We start from the raw sequence: 21,013 nt of genomic DNA on the forward strand, positions 1-21,013 counted from the left end.
TCTCGTACCCAGGTGAGGCTTGCTGCGGCAATCCTCGGTGCGATCCTGCTTGCCGCCACCGTCTTCACCTATATGTCTTACGTGTCGGTCTTCAGTTCCACCGACAAGGTCACCGTCACCTCGCCGCGGGCCGGCCTGGTGATGGAACAAGACGCCAAGGTCAAGTATCGCGGCATCCAGGTCGGCAAGGTGAAGTCGATCGCCTATCAGGGCGATCAGGCCAAGCTGTCGCTGGCGATCGACAGCTCCGCCATGCATCAGATCCCGTCCAACGCCGCGGTGCACATCGCCGGCAACACCATCTTCGGGGCCAAATCGGTGGAGTTCATTCCGCCGCCGGTGCCGTCCGGCGCGGCGCTGCGCAACGGTGCGAACGTTCCGGCGACCGCGGTGCAGCTCGAGGTCAACACCCTGTTTCAGAAGCTGACCGATGTGCTGGACAAGATCGACCCGGTGCAGCTCAACGGCTCCGTCAGCGCGCTGGCCGAAGGTCTGCGGGGCAACGGGGACAACCTGGGCGCGCTGCTGTCCGGGCTGAACAGCTACCTGGGCAAGTTCAATCCGAAACTGCCCCAGTTGCAGACGGGCTTCGCCAAGACCGCGATAGTCGGCAACATCTACGGCGATGCCGCCCCGGACCTAGCCACGACCTTCGACAACGTCCCCGCGATCAGTAAGACCTTGGTCGATCAGCGGGAGAACCTGAACAAGGCGTTGCTGGCGACGACCGGATTGGCCAACAACGGCTACGACACCTTCGCCCCGGCCGCTGACGATTTCATCGCCGGGGTCCAGCGCTTCCGCGCCATGAGCAGCCTGCTGGCCGAGTACTCGCCGGAGTTCGGTTGCCTCCTCAAGGGCATCGAAAAGGCCCTGGAGCGTTTCGGCCCGTCGCTGGGTGGCACCAAGCCGGCCCTGTATGTGCAGTCCAGCTTCATCCCGGGCGCACCGGCCTACACCTACCCGGAGAGCCTGCCGGTGGCCAACGCGACCGGCGGGCCGAACTGCCGCGGATTGCCCGATCTGCCGAGCAAGCAGTACGGAGGTTCCTGGTTCCGGTCGCCGTTCCTGGTGACCGACAGCGCCTACATCCCGTTCCAGCCCAACACTGAGGTCCAGTTCGACGCCCCCTCCACAGCGCAGTTCCTCTTCAACGGGGCCTTCGCGGAACGGGATGAATACTGATGTCGTCGCGCGGCACCCTGATCAAGGTCGCGGTCTTCTCGCTGGCCATGCTGCTGGTCTCGGCCGGCCTGGTGGTGGTGTTCGGCGAGTTCCGATTCACCTCGAACAACACCTACCACGCCGATTTCGCCACCGCGTCCCGGCTCAAGGGCGGCCAGGATGTGCGGATCGCCGGCATCCCGGTGGGCACGGTCAAGCGTGTCGAGCTGACCCCGGACAACACCGTCCGGGTCACCTTCGATCTGGACAAGCGCTACCAGCTCTACGATTCGACCCGTGCCCTGATCCGCTACGAAAACTTGGTTGGCGACCGGTATCTTGAGATCGCCTCGGGTGCCGGCGATATGGGCAAGCTGCCGCCGGGCGGCACCATCGCTCAAGACCACACCCAGCCGGCCCTGGACCTGGATGCGCTGCTCGGCGGTATGCGCCCGCTGCTCAAGGGCCTGGACGGCGGAAAGATCAACGAGATCAGCAATGCGCTCATCGAGTTGCTGCAGGGTCAGGGCGGCGCCCTGACGCAGATGCTGGCGAGCACCAGCTCGTTCACCACCACGCTGGCCTCCCGTGACCAGCTGATCGGCGACGTGATCAACAATCTGAACACGGTACTGGGCACCGTCGACGAGAAGAGCGAACAGTTCGACGCCACCGTGGATCGCCTTCAGCAGCTGATCACCGGGCTGGCCCAGGGCAAGGACGCGATCGCGGGCGCCATCGGACCGCTGGCCTCGGTCGAGAACGACCTGACCGATACCCTGCGCCGCACTCGACGGCCGCTGCAGGGCGTGCTCGAGAACGCGCGGCCACTGGCCACCGTGCTGGACAAGCGCAAGCAAGAGCTTAACGACGTCATCGACCCGTTGGAGGAGAACTACCTGCGCCTGAACGCGTTGGGCGCCTACGGCTCGTTCTTCAACATCAACTACTGCACCGTCGCGATGAAGTTCAACGGCCCCGCGGGCAGTGACATCATCCTGCCCATGGGCGGCCAGAACGACACCAGCAAGGGGAGGTGCTCTCCTGTCAAAGAGTGACGGCGTAAACCCGGTTCGCACGGGTCTTCTGGGCATCGCACTGGTGACGTTCCTGGTGATGGTGTCCTTCGGCTACACCAGCCTGCCGTTCTGGCCGCAGGGCAAGAACTATCACGCCTACTTCGCCGATGCCGGCGGCATCATCGCCGGCAATGACGTGACGGTGTCTGGCATCCGAGTGGGCAAGGTCAAGTCGGTGTCGCTGGCCGGGGCCAGCGCCAAGGTGGACTTCACTGTGGACCGCAAGGTCCGGGTGGGGGATCAGTCATTGGCCGCCATCCGTACTGACACCGTGCTGGGCGAGAAGGCGCTGTCGGTCACCCCCGCCGGTGCCGGCTCCGTTACCGCGATTCCGCTCGAACGCACCCGTGCTCCCTACACGCTCAACAACGCCCTGCAGGACCTCGGCGGCAATGTGCGCGATCTGGACAAGCCGCGCTTCGAAGAGGCACTCCAGGTACTCACCGACTCCATGCGCGAGGCAACGCCGCAGCTGCGTGGGGCGCTGGATGGGGTGGCCGCGCTGTCGCGCAGCATCAACCGCCGTGACGAGGCCTTGGGGCAATTGTTGTCGCACGCCAAGGTGGTGACCGGCGTGCTCAATCAGCGTGCCGGCCAGGTCAACCAGCTGGTGCTCGACGGCAACCAGCTGTTCGCGGCGCTGGACGAGCGCCGCCAGGCCCTCGGCGCCCTAATTGGTGGTATCGATGATGTATCGCAACAGCTTTCCGGTTTCGTGACCGATAACGAAAAGGAGATCGGTCCGACCCTCAAGAAGCTCAATCTGGTGCTGGACAACTTGATCGAGCGCGAGGACCGGATAGTCGGAGCGTTGGACCGCTTGCCCGGATACGCCACCACCCTCGGCGAGGTGGTGTCCTCGGGCCCGGGCTTCCAGATCAACCTGTACGGCCTGCCGCCGCCCACCATGTCGGAGGTGTTGCTCGACATGTTCTTCCAGCCCGGCAAGCTGCCCGACAGCCTGGCCGATTACCTGCGCGGCATGATCTCCGACCGCACTGTCATAAGGCCGAAGTCACCATGACACGCCGAACTTCACGGATCGTCCTCGCCGGGGTACTGGCCGTACTTCTGGCCGCCGCGGCCTACGTGGTGCTGCCCGCGCAGCGCAGCTACCGCATCACCGGCTACTTCGCCTCCGCGGTGGGCCTCTACCCGGGCGATGACGTCCGGGTGGTCGGAGTCCCGGTCGGCCGTATTGAGTCCATCGAGCCGCGTGCCGAGAACGTCAAGATCACCATGTCGGTGAACAAGGATGTGCCGTTGCCGGCCGATGTTCATGCGTTGCTGATGGCGCCGAATATCGTCTCGGCACGAGTCGTTCAACTGGCCCCGGCCTACACCGAGGGTGAAAAGCTCGCCGACGGGGCCGTACTGGGTGAAGATCGCACCGCGGTCCCGGTCGAGTGGGACGAGGTCAAGCAGGAGCTGACTCAGCTCAGCGCTCAGTTGGGCCCCGAGCAGGGCAAGCTCAACGGCGCGCTGAGTACGTTCGTCAACCAGGCCGCGGACACCTTCGACGGCAACGGCGACTCGTTCCGCAACGCACTGCGGGAACTGTCCACCACCACCGGACGTCTCGGTGACTCGCGCACCGACCTCTTCGGCACCGTCAAGAACCTGCAGGTCCTGATCGAGGCACTATCGGGCAGCAACGAGCAGATCGTGCAGTTCACCGACCACGTCGCAGCGGTGTCCGGGGTGCTGGCCGAGAGTTCGGTCGACCTGGACGTCACACTGGGCACCCTCAGCCAGGCGTTGCGCGACGTTCGCGGCTTCCTGCACAACAACAACGACGCGTTGATCGCGCAGGTCGACAAGCTGTCGCAGTTCGCCAAGACACTCTCGGATCAGAGTGACAACTTCGAGCAGGTTTTGCACATCACGCCCCACGGCCTAGTCAACTTCTACAACATCTACAACCCGGCCCAGGGCTCGCTGGCCGGCCTGCTGTCGCTGCCGGACTTTGCCAACCCGGTCCAGTTCATCTGTGGCGGTGTTTTCGATGTCGGCTCGGTCCCGGACAACTTCAAGCGGGCCGAGATCTGTAAAGAGCGGATGGGGCCGGTCATGCGCCGCTGGGCGATGAACTTCGTCCCGTTCCTGTTCCACCCGATCAACTCGATCACCGCATACAAGGGTCAGATCATCTACGACACTCCGGCCACCGAGGCGAAAGCGCAGACGCCGCTTCCGTACCTAAAATGGTTGCCCGCACCGGGTGTCACGCCGCCGAGCACCGATGACGTCGCCGCGCTGTTCATGCCGCCGCCGCTGCCGGGGCAACTGGGTACCCCGCCAGGCCCGACCGGGCCGGCTCAGCCCGGGGCCGGTGCACCACGGGAGGGCGGATGAGCGTGAAGTCTCTTGCCGGTGCGTTGCGGCGCGGCGGGCGGCGAAGTGCCTTGCTCGGTGCCGGAATGTTGGTGCTGTCGGGTTGTCAGTTCGGTGGGCTGAACTCACTGAACATGCCGGGAACCGCGGGCCACGGAAAGGGCTCATACACCGTCACAGTGCAACTGCCGGACGTGACCACGCTGCCGCAGAACTCGCCGGTGATGGTCGACGACGTCACGGTCGGAAGCGTCTCGGGTATCCGGGCCGTGCAGCAGCCCGACGGCAGTTTCTACGCCGCCGTGAAGCTGTCCTTGGACGGCGACGTTCAGCTGCCGTCCAACGCCATCGCCAAGGTCGCGCAAACGTCCCTGTTGGGTTCCCAGCACATTGAGCTGGCCGAGCCGACAGATCAGCCGCCGGTGGGCCGCCTCGACCCCGGGGACGAGATACCGCTGAGCCGGACCGGGCGCTACCCGAGCACCGAAGAGGTGCTGTCGTCGCTGGGTGTGGTGGTCAACCAGGGCAATCTCGGTGCGGTGCAGGACATCACCGAAGAGGCCTACGCCGCGGTGGCCGGTCGAGCCGGTACGTTCGCCGAGCTGGTGCCACGACTGGCCGAACTCACGACGTCGCTGGACCACCAGGCACGCGACATCATCGCGGCCGCCGAGGGCCTCAACCGGGTCGGGGCGACGCTGGCTCGCAGCGCCCCCAGCCTGGCTCGTGCGCTGGACACCATGCCGGCGGCGTTGCAGGTTCTCAACGACAACCGCAGCAACATCGTCGACGCGTTCGGTGCGCTGCAACGGCTGGCCGTGGTCGGATCGCGAATCATGAGCGAGGCCAAGGAAGACTTCGCGGCCGACGTCAAGGACCTGTACCCGATCGTCAAGGCGTTCGCCGACAATGCCAACGAATTGGTGACAGCATTCCCGTTCATTCCGACGTTCCCGTTCCCGTCGATGTATCTGCGCAACGCGGTGCGCGGCGACTTCCTCAACGTCTATGTCATCTTCGATATGACCCTGCGGCGATTCGGCGAGACGGTGTTCACCACCGGCGGGTTCGATCCGAACATGCCGCACATGCACGACATCCTCAATCCACCCGATTTCTTGATCGGCGAGATGGCCAACCTGTCCGGGCAGGCCGCCGACCCGTTCAAGATCCCGCCCGGCACGGCTGCCCACTATGAGGAATGACCTGCGATGCTGACCCGCCTCGTTCGAATCCAACTCGGGATCTTCGCCGTGGTCACAGTGCTGGCCGTCGGTGCGATCTCGATCCTTTACCTGCACGCGCCGAGCCGATTGGGTATCGGCACCTACACGGTGACGGCCGACTTCATCGGTGGCGGCGGCATCTATAAGAGCGCCAATGTCACCTACCGCGGCGTGACCGTGGGCCGGGTGGAATCGGTCCAACTCAGCGACAACGGCGTCGACGCCGCGATGCGCCTCAACAGCTCCACCAAGATCCCCAACAATGTGACGGCGACGGTCAAGAGCATGTCGGCGATCGGTGAGCAGTTCATCGATCTGGTGCCCCCGCCGGGAGACCTGGCCGCGGGCGTGCTGCGCAACGGCGCCCGCATCGGCCAGGACCGTACCGCTATCGGCCAAGACATCGCTGGAATGCTCGACCAGGCCCAGTCGCTGGTCAACAGCATCGGCAACAGTCGCCTGCGTGATCTGCTGCGCAGTGCCTTCGAGGGATTCAACGGGTCTGGCCAGGAGCTGGCCCGGATGATCTCCTCGTCGCGGCAGCTGATCGACGAGGCCAACGCGAACTTCGACGCTACGTCGACCCTGATCGACCAGGTTGAGCCCTTCTTGGATGCCCAGATCCGCAGCGGCGACGACATCAAGAAGCTGTCCCGCTCGCTGGCGACGGTCACCACCGAGGTGAGCAACGCTGACCCGCAGCTGCGTGAAGTACTGCAGACCCTGCCCAGCGTCGCCGACGAGGTCAACACCACCTTCGACGGGATCCGGGCGTCCTTTCCGACCCTGGCGGCCAGCATCGCCAACTTCGGCCGGGTCGGGGTCATCTACCGCAACTCCATCGAGCAGGCGCTGGTGGTATTTCCCGCGCTGATGGCCGCGCTGATCACCGTCGCCGGCGGTGTGCCGATGGACGAGGGCGCCAAGCTGGACTTCAAGATCGACATGCATGACCCGCCCCCGTGCACGGTCGGCTTCCTGCCGTTCACCGAGATGCGCACGCCGGCCGACGAGACGGTGCGCGATCTGCCCAAGGGGCTGTACTGCAAGGCCGCGCAGAATGATCCGACCGCGGTCCGTGGCGCACGCAACTACCCGTGCATGGAATACCCGGGCAAGCGGGCGCCCACAATCCAGCTCTGCCGTGACCCGCAGGGCTTTGTCCCGATCGGCAGCAACGCCTGGCGCGGCCCGCCAGTCCCGTATGACACCCCGATCACCGACCCGCGGATGCAGCGGCCGATGAACAAGTTCCCCTACATCCCGCCGTCGACGGACTACGACCCCGGCCCGCCCGTCGTGGCGCTGCCGCCCGGAGTCCCCGAGGGACCGGGACCGGCGCCCAACCCGCCGTTCCCGCTGCCGTACCCGCCGAACGAGCTCGGGTCCAACCCGCCGGCGCCGTGGCCGTACTACGCGCCGCCAGACCAGAACATGCCGACCAGCCCGGGCGGCAACGGCGGCCTGCCCGCCTACGGTCGTGACCCCGCGCCGGGACCGGCTCCCGCGCCCGCGCCGGGACCGTTGCCCGCCGAGGCCAACGGCGTGGCCTACAGCAGTTACGACCGCACTGGCAAGTTCGTGGATCCGGCCGGCAACAGCGGGGTATTCGTCTCCGGCTCCGACAAGTGGCTGCCCGCAGAGAACTGGGCCGATCTGATGCTCGCACCGAGGCAGACGTGACCGGACCAGAGGACGCGAAGGTCCGGCGCCGGGCCTCGCGGGCCGCTGGACCGGCCGGCGAGGCCGCTGAGACGGCCACTGCGGTAACGATTCCGGCCCCGAGTCCCACGGCGGTACGAGCGGTTCGGCCGGCCGGACCGCCGCCGCGGCGGCTGCCCAATGCTCTTCAGACCGCGAAACTGGCGGGAATCGGCGTCCTGGCGGCATCGGTCCTGCTGGGCGGGCTGGTAGCCCTACTCGGCGTACAGCACCGGCATGCCGATGCGGCGCACCAGCGGGACCAGCGATTCGTCGACACCGCGGTGCAGACGGTGCTCAACATGTACACCTATACGCCCGACACCATCAATGAACAGGTGGATCGCTTCGTGGCCGGTACCAGCGGCCCACTGCGTGGCACGATGGCGGCTAACTCCGAGAACCTCAAGGCTCTGCTGCGAGAGACCAAGCACAGCTCAGAAGCCGTCATCAACGCCAAAGCGCTTGAGGGCATCGACAACGTCGCCGGCAACGCCTCAGTGCTGGTGGCGATGCGCGCTACCGCCACCGATGCCGACGGCGTCAACCGGCCGTCGCAGCCCTACGCGTTGCGGGTGATCGTGCACGAAGACGATGCGGGCAACATGACTGCATACGACCTCAAATGGCCGGGGGGCAGCGGATGACACGGCGCTGGATGTGGCTCGCCGTCCTTGTGGGAGTTCTCGGTGGGTTCGTGGGTCTGGGCGCCGCGACGGGATCGCTGTATTGGAGCCGAGTCGAGGCGCGCGGTGAACAGACGACGCGCAACGAGTTGGTCAGGCTCACTGCCGAGGAGATCCCCAAGGTGCTGGGTTACGAGTACAAGACGGTGGAGCGCAGCCTGACCGAGACCTACCCGCTGTTTACCGGGGACTATCGCCGCGAGTTCGAAGCCCGCGCCATGAACGAGATCATTCCGCAGGCCCGCGAGAAGCAGCTGGTGAACCAGGTCGACGTCGTCGGCGTCGGTGCCATGACCGCCCGACGGACGTCGGGTTCGGTGCTGGTGTTCGTCAACCGCACCGTGACGGGCAAGTCCAAGGAGAAGTACTACGAGGGCAGCCGCCTGCGGGTGGATTTCCGCAAGATCGACCGCAAGTGGCTGATCAGCAATATCGCGCCGATCTAGCTGAAAGGATGAGCGCCATGGGGATACTCGTTCGTGGGCTGGGCATCTTGGCTGCGGCGCTGACGGCGGCCACCGGCCTGGCGGTCCAGGCCGGTGCCGACGACGACGCGATACCGGAAGGCACGCTCGAGGGCGTCTACACCTACAACGACGGTGTCAAGTCCGCGACCTGGAAGATCTACCCGCTGTGCGTGCCGACCGTGGGTGACGGCCGGGTTCCGCTGCACACGGCGGTGGGCTGCAAACTTCAGGTCGAAAGCAACGGGCCCCCGGGACAGGCCGGGGCCTACCGGCTGGCAAACGGTCGGTGGACCTACAAGACCCCGCTGCTGGCGGGCATGCGGTGCTCGAACGGCAGCACTGCCGCCAGCGAGGAGATGTACCAGTTCGACACGTCCCTCAACGGCACCTACACCCAGTCGCACAATGCGGTGTGCGGGCTGCAGCCCGGGTTGGACAAGCGGCCGTTCACGCTGACCTTCGTGTCACCGCTGCCGGTCCCGGTGATCCACTATCCGTTGAACTGCCAGGACAATCCGATCCACCTGTGTAGCTGAGCGGCACAGGCGGTGGACGTCACTCCGCGGAGTTGGCGAGTGCACCGAGGAAGGATCGGGCCCACCGGTCCACATCGTGGGCCAGCACTTGGCGGCGCATGGCCCGCATCCGTCGGCGACCTTCTTCGGGGGCCTGGTTGATCGCCGCCTCGATGACGTCCTTGACGCATTCGGGGTCGTGCGGGTTGACCAGGTAGGCCTGACGTAATTCGGCTGCGGCACCGGTGAATTCGCTCAAGACCAAGGCGCCGCCGAGGTCGCTGCGGCAGGCGACGTATTCCTTGGCGACCAGGTTCATCCCGTCCCGCAACGGAGTGACAAGCATGACGTCGCTGGCGACGAAGAAGGCGATCAGCTCGTCGCGGGGGACCGGGCGGTGCAGGTAGTGCACCACCGGGTGGCCCACTTCGCTGTATTCGCCGTTGATGTGGCCGACTTGACGCTCGATGCCGTCCCGCAGGATCTGATAGCTCTCCACCCGCTCGCGGCTCGGGGTGGCCAGTTGCACCAGTACGGTGTCGTCACGCTTTGCGCGACCCTCGGCCAGCAGCTCGTTGAACGCCTTGAGCCGTACGTCGATGCCCTTGGTGTAGTCCAGGCGATCGACGCCGAGCAGGATCTTGCGCGGGTGACCGAGCTCTGCCCGAATTTCCTTGGCGCGACGTCGAATGCCGCGTTCGCGCGCCTTGCGGTCGAGTTCGCCGGAATCAATGGAGATGGGGAATGCGCCGACCCGCACGGTGCGATCGGCAAGTCGGACCTCGCCGAACTTGCTGCGCACTCCGACCGAGCCGCGCGAGGTGACCGCCCCGGCGAGGTTGCGGGCCAGATACAAGAAGTTCTGGGCCCCGCCGGACAGATGGAAGCCGACCAAGTCGGCGCCGAGCAGACCGTCGACGATCTCGGCACGCCAAGGCAGCTGCATGAACAGCTCCACCGGCGGAAACGGGATGTGCAGGAAGAAGCCGATGGTGACGTCGGGCCGCAGGTCCCGCAGCATCTTGGGCACGAGCTGGAGCTGGTAGTCCTGAACCCAGACCGTGGCGCCGGGTGCGGCGGCGCGCGACGCGGCCTCGGCGAAGCGGCGGTTGACGTCGACGTAGCGGTCCCACCACTGCCGGTGATAAATCGGCTTGACGATCACGTCGTGATACAGCGGCCACAGGGTGGCGTTGGAAAAGCCTTCGTAGTACTCGGCGATGTCGGTGGTGCTCAGCGGCACGGGGTGCAGCCGGAGGTCTTCGACGTCGATCGGCTCCTCGGGCGCGTCCAGGCTGCCGGGCCAGCCCACCCAAGCGCCGCGGCGCTTACGCAGCAGAGGCTCCAGTGCGGTGACCAAGCCGCCGGGGCTGCGCTTCCAGGTCGTGGTGCCGTCGGGCAGCACCTCGATGTCGATCGGCAGCCGGTTGGCTACGACGACGAAATCGGACTCTCCGGGCTCATGCGGCGGTCCCAGCTTCGGCTGTCCGTCGTCGAGCCCCGCTGAACCCCCGGGTGGCACCGCCTCCGGCATTTAGGCCTTCTCGGGTGTCGCAGGCCCGATTCCCAGCATGGACAGGAACACCCGACACTCATCGGCGTCCTCGGCGTAGGCAGCTACCACGCGCCGGGCTTGGCTCGCGGTGCTGTCGGCCAGCGGCTCCACGTCCTCGATGTCGGCGGGTTCGGATTTTGCAGGCATGACTCGACTCTAGCGAAGTGCGCGCTGTGTCACACCTGGCTCGGCCAGGCGGGGTGCCCGGTCGTAGCCTGTGATGCGATGACGACGAATGCGGAGGCCGCGGAGGATATGGGCACATCGGACACCGATTCGGGACAGGTCGACGGTTCTTCGGACCAACTGGTCGACTACGAAACGCTCGATGACGGGCGGATCGCCAGGATCTGGCTGAACCGCCCCGACGTGCACAATGCGCAGAATCGCACCCTGCTGGTGCAGCTCGACGAGGCGTTCGGCCGGGCCGAGGCCGACGACACCGTGCGGGTGGTGATCCTGGCTGCGCGAGGCAAGAACTTCTCCGCCGGCCACGACCTGGGCTCGGAGGCCACGCTGCTCGAGCGGCGTCCCGGTCCGGCGCAGCACCCGACCTTCCAGTCCCACGGCGCCACCCGGGAAGCGCCGGTGGAGAAGACCTACCTGCAGGAATGGCACTTCTTCTTCCAGAACACCTGCCGGTGGCGCGACCTGCGCAAGATCACCATCGCGCAGGTGCAGGGCAACGCGATCTCCGCCGGTCTGATGCTGATCTGGGCGTGCGACCTGATCGTGGCGGCCGACAACGCCCGGTTCTCCGACGTGGTCGGGGTGCGGTTGGGCATGCCCGGCGTGGAGTACTACGCCCACCCGTGGGAGTTCGGGCCGCGCAAGGCCAAGGAGCTGTTGCTGACCGGCGATTCGCTGGACGCCGATGAGGCGCACCGGCTGGGCATGGTCTCCAAGGTGTTCCCGGCCGATGAGCTGGCGGACAAGACCCTGGAGTTCGCCCGGCGTATCGCGAAACTGCCAACCATGGCTTCGCTGCTGATCAAGGACTCGGTGAACGGTGCAGCCGACGCGATGGGCTTCACCGAGGCGCTGCGGCACGGCTTCCACATCCACCAGCTCGGCCACGCGCATTGGGCGGCCCACAACGAGAACCGGGCTCCACTGGGCTTGCCGCCGGACGTCGAAGACTGGCGCACCGCCGGGCCCACCGCCGTGGCCCGCCGCGACCAGCCCTGAGCTGGCTCCCGCCGAACGTGAAGTTGGCTTCAGCCCGACGTGTGAGCGTGAAGCTAACTTCACGTTCGGCGGGGGCGGGGGCGTGAGGCATGGTTCCATAGGTAGGACCTGTTCCAGTTTCGATGTGAGGGGTCGGTGTGCAGCTCTCCTTTGAAGGCCGCAGTTACCTGGTCACCGGGGGCGGTAGCGGCATCGGCAAGGCCGTGGCGGCGGGCCTGGCCGAGGCCGGCGCCGACGTGCTGATCGTCGGGCGAGACGCGGACCGCTTGGCGGCGGTGGCGGCCGAGCTCGGGGGCGCGGTCCGTCACGTGCCGACCGACGTCACCGACGAGGACAGCGTGATCGCCGCCGTCGATGCCGCGGTGGCCGAGCACGGCCGCCTGCACGGCGTGGTGCACTGCGCAGGTGGGTCGCAGACCATCGGGCCGATCACCCAGATCGACTCGGAGCTGTGGCGGCGCACCGTCGACCTCAATGTCAACGGCACCCTGTACGTGCTCAAGCACGCCGGTCGCGCACTGGTGCGCGGTGGTGGGGGATCCTTTGTCGGTATCTCCTCGATCGCGGCGAGCAATACCCACCGTTGGTTCGGGGCCTATGGGCCCACCAAGTCGGCGCTGGACCACATGATGCAGTTGGCGGCCGACGAGCTGGGTGCCTCCTGGGTTCGGGTCAACAGCATTCGGCCGGGCCTGACCCGCACCGAGCTGGTTGCTCCGATTCTGGACTCGCCTGAGTTGAGCGAGGACTACCGCGTGTGCACGCCGCTGCCGCGGCCCGGTGAGGTGGAAGACGTTGCCAATCTGGCGCTGTTCCTGCTCAGCGACGCGGCCGGCTACATCACCGGTCAGGTGATCAACGTCGACGGCGGGCAGATGCTGCGCCGCGGCCCGGACTTCTCCTCGATGTTGGAGCCGGCGTTCGGTGCCGACGGGCTTCGGGGAGTGGTCCAGGGCTAGCGGCGGTCCAGCTTCGGCTCTCCTTCGTCGAGGCTCGCTAACCGCCGAGGCCCGCGTCTCGCCGTGCCAAGGATGCGATCGCCGACCAATCCAATTGCCCGCCGCCGTCGGCGAGCAGTGTCAGGAATCGGTCGCGCAGCAGGCTGCCCAGAGGCAGGGGCACCGTCAGCTCCTCGGCCGCCTGCAACGCCAACCGGACGTCCTTGAGTCCGAGGGCGGCGGCGAAACCGGCCGGTTCGAAACTCTTGCGAGCGATCAGGCCGCCGTAGGTCTTATAGGCCGGAGCATCGAAGAGCGTTGAGGTGAGGATGTCGACGTAGGCCACCGGGTCCACCCCGGCCTTCTCCACCAACGTCATTGCCTCGCCGAGCGACTCGATGACGGTGGCGAGCAGAAAATTGCCGGAGAGTTTCACCAGGTTTGCGGCGTGGGGCTGCTCCGACACCACGAAGGTGCGCTGACCGATCGCGTCGAAGATCGGCGCCACCGCGTCCAGGACCGCCGGTGGCCCCGCGGCGACAACGAACAGCTTTGCCGCCGCGGCCGCCTCAGGCCGACCGAAGACCGGTGCGGAGACAAAGGACTGCCCCGCCTCGGCGTGCACGGAACAGAGCCGTCGGGCGAGGGCCACACTGATGGTGCTCGATGAGACATGGGTGCCGCCGGGCGGCAACGACGCCACAATGCCGTCCGGACCGAGGGTGACCTGCTCGACGGCGCCGTCATCGGCCAGCATGGTCTGCGCCACGTCGCCCTGACAGGCCTCGGCTACCGTGCGTGCCGGCGTGGCGCCCTGCTGAGCCAGGGCGTCCACCTTGGCCGGCGATCGGTTGTAGGCGGTGACAGCGTGACCGGCCGTGAGCAGATTGACGGCCATGCCGTTGCCCATGTTCCCTAGTCCGATGAATCCGACGTGCATGGTGTGCAGCTTGCCTTGTATGTCTGTATGACGCAGCCGCAACGGGTGGAGGAGGAAGTCCCTTGAGTGTGTACGCGGTAACCGGGTCGGCATCGGGCATGGGCCGGCAGGCCGCCGAGAAGCTACGCGCAGCGGGTCACACGGTCATCGGGGTGGACCTGCGCGACGCCGAAGTCGCTGCGGACCTGTCTGGCCCGGACGGCCGGGCCGCGGCGGCGGAGCAGGTGCTGGCTCGGTGCGGGGGCCGCCTCGACGGCGCGGTTCTGGCGGCCGGGCTAGGCCCCAAGCCGGGTCCGGGGATGGCTCGGACCATCTTCGAGGTGAACTTCCGTGGGGTGGTGGATCTGCTCGACGCGTGGCGGCCAGCGCTGGCCGCCGCCGAGCGGGCCAAGGTGGTGGTGATCGGCAGCAATTCCTCGACCACCATCCCGGCTGTACCGCGTCGCGCGGTACGTGCCCTGCGCGCCGGCAGGACGGCGAGCGCGGTGCGCACGGTGAAGCTACTGGGCCCGGCCGCGCCGTCGATGGCCTACGGCGCATCGAAGATCGCTGTGACCCGTTGGGCGCGGCGGCAGGCCGTCACGCCGGAGTGGGCCGGGGCCGGAATCCGGCTCAATGTGCTGGCGCCCGGCGCGATCCAGACGCCGCTGCTCGATGAGCTGTTGGCGATCCCTCAACAGGCCAAGGCCGTTCAGGCGTTTCCCGTTCCGGTGGGCGGTTTCGGCGATCCCGCGATGTTGGCCGACTGGATGTTGTTCATGCTTTCCGACGCCGCCGAATTCCTCTGCGGCAGTGTGATCTTCGTCGACGGTGGTACCGACGCCTATTTTCGTTCCGATGACTGGCCGCGCAGCTTGGGAGTGTCTGGGGTGCCGCGTTATCTGATGCGGTTGAGATCGTTTCGGGGTGCCTCACACGGCGGCTGAGCGGCGCGCTCAGTCGAGCTGTGAGTGGGCCAACACTAGTCGCGGGCGCCAAAGCTGGCGATACTGGCACCTATGGCAGACGCCGCGGACGCAGGACTGGAACCGATCGGCGCTGTTCACCGCACCCGGATCGGCAGGGAAGCCACGGAGCCGATGCGTGAGGACATCCGGTTGCTCGGCACGATTCTCGGCGACACGGTCCGTGAACAGAGCGGTGACGGGGTATTCGATCTGGTCGAACGGGCTCGGGTGGCGTCGTTTGGTGTGCGCCATTCCGATGTCGACCGCGCCGAGATGGCTCGCATGTTCTCCGGCATCGACATCCACGAGGCGATTCCGGTCATTCGGGCCTTCAGTCACTTCGCGCTGCTGGCCAACCTCGCCGAAGACATCCACCGGGAGCGGCGCCGTGCCATCCACATCGCCGCCGAGGAACCACCGCAGGACAGCAGTTTGGCCGCGACTTACCTGAAGTTGGATGCTGCTGAACTCGATTCGGCCGCTGTGGCGGAAGCGCTCACGGATGCCCTGGTCGCTCCGGTGATCACCGCCCACCCGACCGAGACCCGGCGGCGCACGGTGTTCGCCAGCCAACATCGGATCGGCGAACTGATGCGGCTGCGATCGGCGGGGCGCACCAAGACCGACGATGGGCGTGACCTCGAAACCGAGCTGCGACGCCAGGTTCTGATGCTGTGGCAGACCGCATTGGTCCGAGTGGAGCGGTTGCAGATCTCCGACGAGATCGAGGTGGGGCTGCGCTACTACCCAGCGGCGTTCTTCGACGTGATACCGAAGATCAACGCCGAAGTCCGGGCGGCGTTGCGTGTCCGCTGGCCCGACTCCGACCTTCTGGATGAGCCCATCCTGCGGCCCGGCTCCTGGATAGGCGGGGACCGCGACGGAAACCCCAACGTGACAGGCGCGGTAGTGCGGCTGGCCACGGGCAGCGCCGCGTACACCGCGGTGGCGTACTACCTCGCCGAATTGACCGCGCTGGAGCAGGAGCTGGCGATGTCGGCCCGACTGGTCAGCGTCAGCACCGGGTTGGCCGCCCTGGCCGAAGCAGAACAGGAGCCGGCCCGAGCGGACGAGCCCTATCGACGGGCACTGCGGGTGATCCGGGCCCGCCTCACCGCGACCGGGGCCGAGATCCTGGACCACCTGCCGCCGGATGGCCTGGACCTGGGTTTGACGCGGTATGCGAACCCGGTTGAGCTGTTGGCCGACCTGGACACCGTCGATGCGTCGCTGCGGGGGCACGGCGGCGCGTTGTTGGCCGACGACCGGCTGGCGCAGCTGCGCGAGGCCGTGCAGGTGTTCGGCTTCCATCTCTGCGGCCTGGATATGCGGCAGAACTCCGACGTGCATGAGCAGGTGGTCGGTGAGCTGCTGGCGTGGGCGGGGGTGCATCCGGACTATGCCTCGCTGGACGAAGACGAGCGGGTCGCGCTGCTGGTCGGTGAACTCGGCACCCGGCGGCCGTTGCTCGGGGAGCGTGCCGTGCTCTCGGAGCTCGCACACAGTGAGTTGGCCGTCATCGAGGCCGCCGCCGACGCGGTTGCTCGCTTCGGGCAGGCGGCGGTGCCCAACTACGTGATCTCGATGTGCCGGTCGGTGTCGGATTTCTTGGAGGCGGCGATCCTGCTCAAGGAGACCGGCTTGCTGGACGCCTCCGAATCGACGCCCTACTGTCCGGTCGGCATCGTGCCACTGTTCGAGACGATCGAGGATCTGCGTAGCGGTGCGTCAATACTGCAGGCGGCGTTGGAAATCCCGGTGTATCGGGCCATCGTGGCTGCCCGCGGCGACAGCCAGGAGGTGATGCTCGGCTACTCCGATTCCAACAAGGACGGAGGCTATCTGGCCGCCAACTGGGCGCTGTACCGCGCTGAACTCGACCTCGTCGAGGCGGCCCGCGGAGCGGGAATCCGGTTGCGGTTCTTCCACGGTCGCGGGGGCACCGTGGGTCGTGGTGGCGGTCCCAGCTATGAGGCGATCCTGGCTCAGCCGCCGGGCGCGGTGAACGGATCACTGCGGCTCACCGAGCAGGGCGAGGTGATCGCCGCCAAGTACGCCGAACCGCTGATGGCGCGCCGCAACCTGGAGAGCCTGGTGGCCGCAACTCTTGAGGCCACCCTGCTTGATGTGGAGGGGCTCGGCGATGCCGCAGGACCGGCGTATGCGGTGCTCGACGACCTGGCCGTCCGCGCCCAGCGTGCCTACGTCGAATTGGTCCACGAGACACCGGGGTTCGTCGAATACTTCCTGGCTTCCACGCCGGTCAGCGAGATCGGTGCGATGAACATCGGTAGCCGGCCCACCTCGCGCAAACCCACCTCGTCGATCGCCGATCTGCGTGCCATTCCCTGGGTACTGGCCTGGAGCCAGTCGCGGGTGATGCTGCCCGGTTGGTACGGGACCGGGTCGGCGCTTGCGCAGTGGATAGCAGCGGGCCCGGAAAGCGAAGCCGATCGAACCGCTGTGCTGCACGATCTGTATCAGCGTTGGCCGTTCTTCCGCACGGTGCTGTCGAACATGGCGCAGGTGCTGGCGAAGTCGGATCTGGGCCTGGCGGCGCGCTACGCCGAGCTGGTGCCGGATGAATCGTTGCGCCGCAACGTATTCGATAAGATTGTCGCGGAACATCAGCGGACCATCTCGATGTACCTGCGCATCACCGGCTATGACGATCTGCTCGCCGACAACCCGGCGCTGGCGAGGTCGGTGTTCAATCGCTTTCCCTATCTGGAGCCGCTGAACCACCTTCAAGTGGAGTTGCTGCGGCGCTACCGTGCCGGCGACGACGACGAGCTGGTGCGCCGCGGCATCCTGCTGACGATGAATGGGCTGGCCAGCGCACTGCGCAACAGCGGATGATCACCGCCCAGGGTGAAACAGAGGGCAGCAGGGCCCGTTATCTGTTGCGGTCACGCGCGTTCGCCAAGGCGCGTCAGGTGTAGCTCAGAAGCGCCGGACTCGGCCATCAGCTTCCAAGAGCCGGTTTTGACGCTTCACCGCGTGCGTGATGGTGGCGCGGTCGATGACCCGCCAGCCGGGAGGCGCAGCGTGCGTGACCTGCTGACGTGCGCTCGGGACCGATGGCCGCTCGACGGCCGGTGGATCAGCGCCGGCCATTCTGAGGGCGCTATGGCGGCCATGCACGCCGTCGCCGGAGGGCCCGTCGACGGATTCGATCTGCGCACCGTGGTGGCCTTCGCTCCCGTGACCCGGATGAGCCAGACGATCGGGGCGGCCCAGCGATTGCCGGTCGTGCTTCCTGGATTCCAGGTGGTGACGGCGCTCATCGCGCTGATGGTCGACGGCGCGGCGACGACGTCAGCGCCGTTGCGGACGCTGTTAGGCAACGGTGGGCTGAGCGGCGAGGCGCTGGCTTTGTGGCCGCAACTGGGTGAACGGAGCCTGGTCGAGCTCTGCGAACGTGATTCCTTCGGTGCGCTCGCGCCGCGCGCACTGCTGGGGCCGAGGGGGCCGAGGTGCGCCAGCGCCTGCTCGATTCGTTCAACGCCGACGAGGTGGCCGATCTGCGACTGCCCGCCGGCGTTCCGCTGCGCATCGATGCCGGCCGGTTCGATGAGGTGGCACCCTTCTGGCTCACCCGCCGGCTGACACGCCTGCACCGCGCACGCGGTACGGACGTCGAGCTGCACTGGTGGAACGGCATGCACTCACCCACCGTGGACCTGGCGGCCGCTGCCGCGGCGCTGTGGTGCGCGGAGAAACTGTGGCAATGACGCCCCGGCTGAGGCCGTTCGCCGGGCGGCCTATGTGCGGGGCCGGGCCGGGCCGTCGGCCGCGGTGCGAGCGCGGGCACGATCTGGACCCCGGCACCTCGACGGAGAGCGTTCGGCATTAGCGTGTCTAAAGAGTTCCGAGACTTGTGAGGAGACACATGCCGGCAGAGCTGAGCCACGACGAGACCCTGCGCGAGGTCACCACCGAGCAGGGAGTGCTGCGCTACCACGAAGCCGGTGACGGGCCGACGCTGCTGATGCTGCACGGTTCCGGGCCCGGCGTGACCGGCTGGCGCAACTACCGTGGCGTGCTGTCGGCCTTCGCCGAGCACTTCCGCTGCCTGGTTCTGGAGTTCCCCGGATTCGGCGTCAGCGACGACTTCGGCGGGCACCCGATGGTCACGGCGTTCGGCGCGGTGCCGGCCTTCGCCGAAGCGCTGGGGTTGGACCGGTTCAGCATCGTCGGCAACTCCATGGGCGGCGGCGTCGGGATCGGTTATGCGATCGGCAACCCCGACAAGGTGAGCAAGCTGGTGACGATCGGGGGCATCGGCACTAACCTGCTCAGCCCGGGACCGGCCGAGGGCATCCGGCTGCTGCAGGACTTCGTCGACAACCCCAGCCGCGACGCCCTGGTGCGGTGGCTGCACTCGATGGTCTATGACCCGTCGGTGATCACCGACGAGCTCATCGAGGAGCGGTGGGCATTGGCCACCGACCCGGACACCCTGGCCAGCGCGCGGCGGATGTACGGCAAAGAAGCCTTCACCAACATGGTGAAGATGATGCAGGCATCCAAGGGGCCGCTGCCGTGGGCGATGATGCACCGGCTCAAGACGCCCACCCTGGTCACCTGGGGCCGCGACGACCGCGTCAGCCCGCTGGATATGGCGCTGATCCCGATGCGGACCATCCCCGACGCCGAGGTGCACGTGTTCCCCAACTGCGGGCACTGGACCATGATCGAGGCCAAGGACGCCTTCACCCGGGTGGTGCTGGAGTACCTGACCCGCGACTAGTAACTAGTCCGGCGGGGCCGACAGCGCCGGCTGGGGCCGGTTCCGGCGCGAGCGGTCGGGAGCGGGAAACTCTAACGCCATCGCTCGTCGTACAATCGCCATGGCTCGTCATCGAGCCAGGTTTGCCGCGTTAGCTCAGTTGGTAGAGCGTCGCTCTTGTAAAGCGGATGTCGAGAGTTCGAGTCTCTCACGCGGCCCCATTCGGCGGCTCAGTTCGTGTCGGCCCCCACCGATAGCGTCGGCTTGTGTCGGTGACCTGTCTCGGATGTGGCGTCGCGTTTGAAGGACGTCGCCTAAGGGTGTTCTGCGGCAATGCATGCCAACAATCACACCGTCGCCGTGTGCTGTTACAGGCCTGGCTCGACACCGGAGCCTGTGGTCGCACGTCGTATGTCGGCAACTATGTCCGGGACTACCTCCATGAGCAACAGGGCGGCTGTTGTGCGATCTGCGGAATCGACGGAACGTGGAACGGCGTGGCATTGACGCTGATCATGGACCACATCGACGGCGACGCCGACAATAATCGTCGTCGGAATCTACGGCTGGTATGCCCCAACTGCGATAGCCAGCTGCCGACATTCAAGTCGAGGAACCGCGGCAGGGGACGCTACTCCCGGCGACAGCGGTACGCCGATGGTCGGTCGTACTGAGGCCCGGCGACATAGCCGCCAGCGCACTCAACTCTGCGGATCGGTCGGGTCCTGGTCGATCACCCGCTGCGAGCGGACCGTCCGCGGCGAGCTGCGCCGGCTGGAGCGGCGGGGCAGCAGCGGAATCCGTTCGGCGATGTTGCTCAACGGGTTGACCACTAGGGTCAGCGCGATCACCGCCTCCTGCAACGTCTCGATGGCGGGCTCCAGTGCCTCCATGCCGGGCGCCAGCCGGCTCAGGGTGTCGGCGACACCGGCGAGCTGCTCCAGTGGGCCGTTGCGGGCGGTGAGCTTGTCGATCAGCCCCCCTTCGGACAGCAACCGGTCGGCCAGGCCGTCTTCGGCCAGCAGGCGTTCGATGAGCCCGTCCTCATCGGTCAGTTGGTCCACCAGGCCGCCGGGCTGCAGGGCGCGCTGCAAGCCGCCGCCCTCGGCGGTGAGTCGGTCGATCACGCCACCGGGCCCGGTCAACTGATCGATCAGGCCCCCCGGGGCCAACAGTCGGTCAGCCGGGCCACCGGGGGCAAGTGCACGTCCCAGCGGGGCGTCGTCGTCCATCAACTTGGCCAGCCGATTGGCCCGCGCGATGGTGTCGTCCAGGCCTAACATGTGTGCCATCGAGTTGGCCGTGCCACGGTCACCGGTCTCGCCGAGTGACTGGCGGGCCAGGCCCAGTGCCGCGGTGGCCACCCCGAGCCCGGCGTCGGCGATCGACAGACCAATCCGTGCCGGGGCGGTGGACAGGGCGATCAGCTGCTTGGCCAAGCTCATTTGACCAGTCTAGGGCTCACTGTGAGCCGCTATCGGCTAGTTTGATTGACAGCAAACATACAGCCAATATCCAGGTGGTTTTCACCGGGCCGCGAG

20 protein-coding genes and 1 tRNA gene are annotated in these 21,013 nt (G+C 66.8%); 17 read left to right on the forward strand and 4 right to left on the reverse strand.

Going from position 1 to position 21,013, the window contains the following annotated elements; translation table 11 throughout:
• The first annotated feature begins 12 nt into the window (after nucleotides 1-12).
• From BST15_RS11115 to BST15_RS11155, 9 genes are read left to right on the forward strand one after another with little or no spacing between them, the layout of a single operon-like run.
• Nucleotides 13-1,185, forward strand: a complete 1,173-nt coding sequence (locus BST15_RS11115) for an MCE family protein (RefSeq protein ID WP_046188400.1) — start codon at nucleotides 13-15, stop codon at nucleotides 1,183-1,185.
• Nucleotides 1,185-2,222 carry a virulence factor Mce family protein gene (locus BST15_RS11120; RefSeq protein WP_046188401.1) on the forward strand — a complete coding sequence of 346 codons (1,038 nt, stop codon included), beginning with the start codon at nucleotides 1,185-1,187 and terminating at the stop codon, nucleotides 2,220-2,222. Before BST15_RS11115 ends, BST15_RS11120 begins: the two co-directional genes overlap by 1 nt.
• Nucleotides 2,209-3,267 carry an MCE family protein gene (locus BST15_RS11125; RefSeq protein ID WP_024442232.1) on the forward strand — a complete coding sequence of 353 codons (1,059 nt, stop codon included), beginning with the start codon at nucleotides 2,209-2,211 and terminating at the stop codon, nucleotides 3,265-3,267. The genes BST15_RS11120 and BST15_RS11125 overlap by 14 nt, the downstream gene beginning before the upstream one ends.
• Complete coding sequence (locus tag BST15_RS11130; protein ID WP_024442233.1) at nucleotides 3,264-4,598, forward strand: MCE family protein; 1,335 nt, start codon at nucleotides 3,264-3,266, stop codon at nucleotides 4,596-4,598. Before BST15_RS11125 ends, BST15_RS11130 begins: the two co-directional genes overlap by 4 nt.
• Nucleotides 4,595-5,782 carry an MCE family protein gene (locus tag BST15_RS11135; protein WP_046188402.1) on the forward strand — a complete coding sequence of 396 codons (1,188 nt, stop codon included), beginning with the start codon at nucleotides 4,595-4,597 and terminating at the stop codon, nucleotides 5,780-5,782. The genes BST15_RS11130 and BST15_RS11135 overlap by 4 nt, the downstream gene beginning before the upstream one ends.
• Nucleotides 5,783-5,788: 6 nt before the next feature.
• Nucleotides 5,789-7,486: an MCE family protein gene (locus BST15_RS11140; RefSeq protein ID WP_046188403.1), complete on the forward strand. Its 1,698-nt coding sequence runs from the start codon at nucleotides 5,789-5,791 to the stop codon at nucleotides 7,484-7,486.
• Entirely contained in the window at nucleotides 7,483-8,151 is a 669-nt protein-coding gene (locus BST15_RS11145; RefSeq protein ID WP_046188404.1) for a hypothetical protein, read from the forward strand. The genes BST15_RS11140 and BST15_RS11145 overlap by 4 nt, the downstream gene beginning before the upstream one ends.
• Complete coding sequence (locus tag BST15_RS11150) at nucleotides 8,148-8,636, forward strand: hypothetical protein (RefSeq protein WP_046188435.1); 489 nt, start codon at nucleotides 8,148-8,150, stop codon at nucleotides 8,634-8,636. The genes BST15_RS11145 and BST15_RS11150 overlap by 4 nt, the downstream gene beginning before the upstream one ends.
• Nucleotides 8,637-8,653: 17 nt before the next feature.
• Nucleotides 8,654-9,193 carry a hypothetical protein gene (locus tag BST15_RS11155; RefSeq protein ID WP_046188436.1) on the forward strand — a complete coding sequence of 180 codons (540 nt, stop codon included), beginning with the start codon at nucleotides 8,654-8,656 and terminating at the stop codon, nucleotides 9,191-9,193.
• A gap of 19 nt (nucleotides 9,194-9,212) precedes the next feature.
• Here BST15_RS11155 and BST15_RS11160 read toward each other — a convergent pair whose 3' ends face one another.
• Both BST15_RS11160 and BST15_RS21325 read right to left on the reverse strand, forming a co-directional pair.
• A complete protein-coding gene (locus BST15_RS11160) occupies nucleotides 9,213-10,694 on the reverse strand; it encodes an alpha,alpha-trehalose-phosphate synthase (UDP-forming) (RefSeq protein WP_409366530.1) in 1,482 nt (493 codons plus the stop codon).
• Between the two features lie 12 nt (nucleotides 10,695-10,706).
• On the reverse strand, nucleotides 10,707-10,874 hold the full coding sequence (locus tag BST15_RS21325; protein ID WP_109370735.1) for a hypothetical protein: 168 nt from the start codon (nucleotides 10,872-10,874) through the stop codon (nucleotides 10,707-10,709).
• A gap of 108 nt (nucleotides 10,875-10,982) precedes the next feature.
• Here BST15_RS21325 and BST15_RS11165 point away from each other — a divergent pair, with 108 nt between their 5' ends.
• Both BST15_RS11165 and BST15_RS11170 read left to right on the forward strand, forming a co-directional pair.
• Nucleotides 10,983-11,915, forward strand: coding sequence for an enoyl-CoA hydratase (locus BST15_RS11165; RefSeq protein ID WP_046188438.1), 933 nt, complete (start codon nucleotides 10,983-10,985; stop codon nucleotides 11,913-11,915).
• A gap of 137 nt (nucleotides 11,916-12,052) precedes the next feature.
• Nucleotides 12,053-12,874, forward strand: coding sequence for an SDR family oxidoreductase (locus tag BST15_RS11170; RefSeq protein ID WP_046188405.1), 822 nt, complete (start codon nucleotides 12,053-12,055; stop codon nucleotides 12,872-12,874).
• Between the two features lie 37 nt (nucleotides 12,875-12,911).
• On the opposite strand, the gene BST15_RS11175 is transcribed toward BST15_RS11170, so the two are convergent.
• Nucleotides 12,912-13,793 carry an NAD(P)-dependent oxidoreductase gene (locus tag BST15_RS11175; protein WP_046188406.1) on the reverse strand — a complete coding sequence of 294 codons (882 nt, stop codon included), beginning with the start codon at nucleotides 13,791-13,793 and terminating at the stop codon, nucleotides 12,912-12,914.
• A 62-nt stretch (nucleotides 13,794-13,855) separates the two neighbouring features.
• Here BST15_RS11175 and BST15_RS11180 point away from each other — a divergent pair, with 62 nt between their 5' ends.
• The 6 genes from BST15_RS11180 (at nucleotide 13,856) to BST15_RS11205 (ending at nucleotide 20,146) form a co-directional block, all read left to right on the forward strand.
• A complete protein-coding gene (locus tag BST15_RS11180) occupies nucleotides 13,856-14,719 on the forward strand; it encodes an SDR family oxidoreductase (RefSeq protein WP_083070950.1) in 864 nt (287 codons plus the stop codon).
• Nucleotides 14,720-14,791: 72 nt separating this feature from the next.
• Nucleotides 14,792-17,599 (forward strand): phosphoenolpyruvate carboxylase, encoded by a 2,808-nt coding sequence (gene ppc, locus BST15_RS11185; protein ID WP_046188408.1) that lies wholly within the window; start codon nucleotides 14,792-14,794, stop codon nucleotides 17,597-17,599.
• A gap of 617 nt (nucleotides 17,600-18,216) precedes the next feature.
• Nucleotides 18,217-18,474, forward strand: a complete 258-nt coding sequence (locus BST15_RS11190) for a hypothetical protein (RefSeq protein ID WP_046188409.1) — start codon at nucleotides 18,217-18,219, stop codon at nucleotides 18,472-18,474.
• A 158-nt stretch (nucleotides 18,475-18,632) separates the two neighbouring features.
• Nucleotides 18,633-19,493: an alpha/beta fold hydrolase gene (locus BST15_RS11195; RefSeq protein ID WP_046188410.1), complete on the forward strand. Its 861-nt coding sequence runs from the start codon at nucleotides 18,633-18,635 to the stop codon at nucleotides 19,491-19,493.
• A gap of 124 nt (nucleotides 19,494-19,617) precedes the next feature.
• Nucleotides 19,618-19,693, forward strand: a tRNA-Thr gene (locus BST15_RS11200).
• Between the two features lie 45 nt (nucleotides 19,694-19,738).
• Nucleotides 19,739-20,146, forward strand: a complete 408-nt coding sequence (locus BST15_RS11205; protein ID WP_083070951.1) for an HNH endonuclease signature motif containing protein — start codon at nucleotides 19,739-19,741, stop codon at nucleotides 20,144-20,146.
• A gap of 27 nt (nucleotides 20,147-20,173) precedes the next feature.
• Here the strand turns inward: BST15_RS11205 and BST15_RS11210 are convergent, their stop codons facing one another.
• Nucleotides 20,174-20,917 (reverse strand): MlaD family protein, encoded by a 744-nt coding sequence (locus tag BST15_RS11210; RefSeq protein WP_046188411.1) that lies wholly within the window; start codon nucleotides 20,915-20,917, stop codon nucleotides 20,174-20,176.
• Nucleotides 20,918-21,013 lie beyond the last annotated feature (96 nt).

Origin of the sequence: Mycolicibacter arupensis (assembly GCF_002086515.1) — a bacterium.
Taxonomy (GTDB): Bacteria; Actinomycetota; Actinomycetes; order Mycobacteriales; family Mycobacteriaceae; genus Mycobacterium; species Mycobacterium arupense.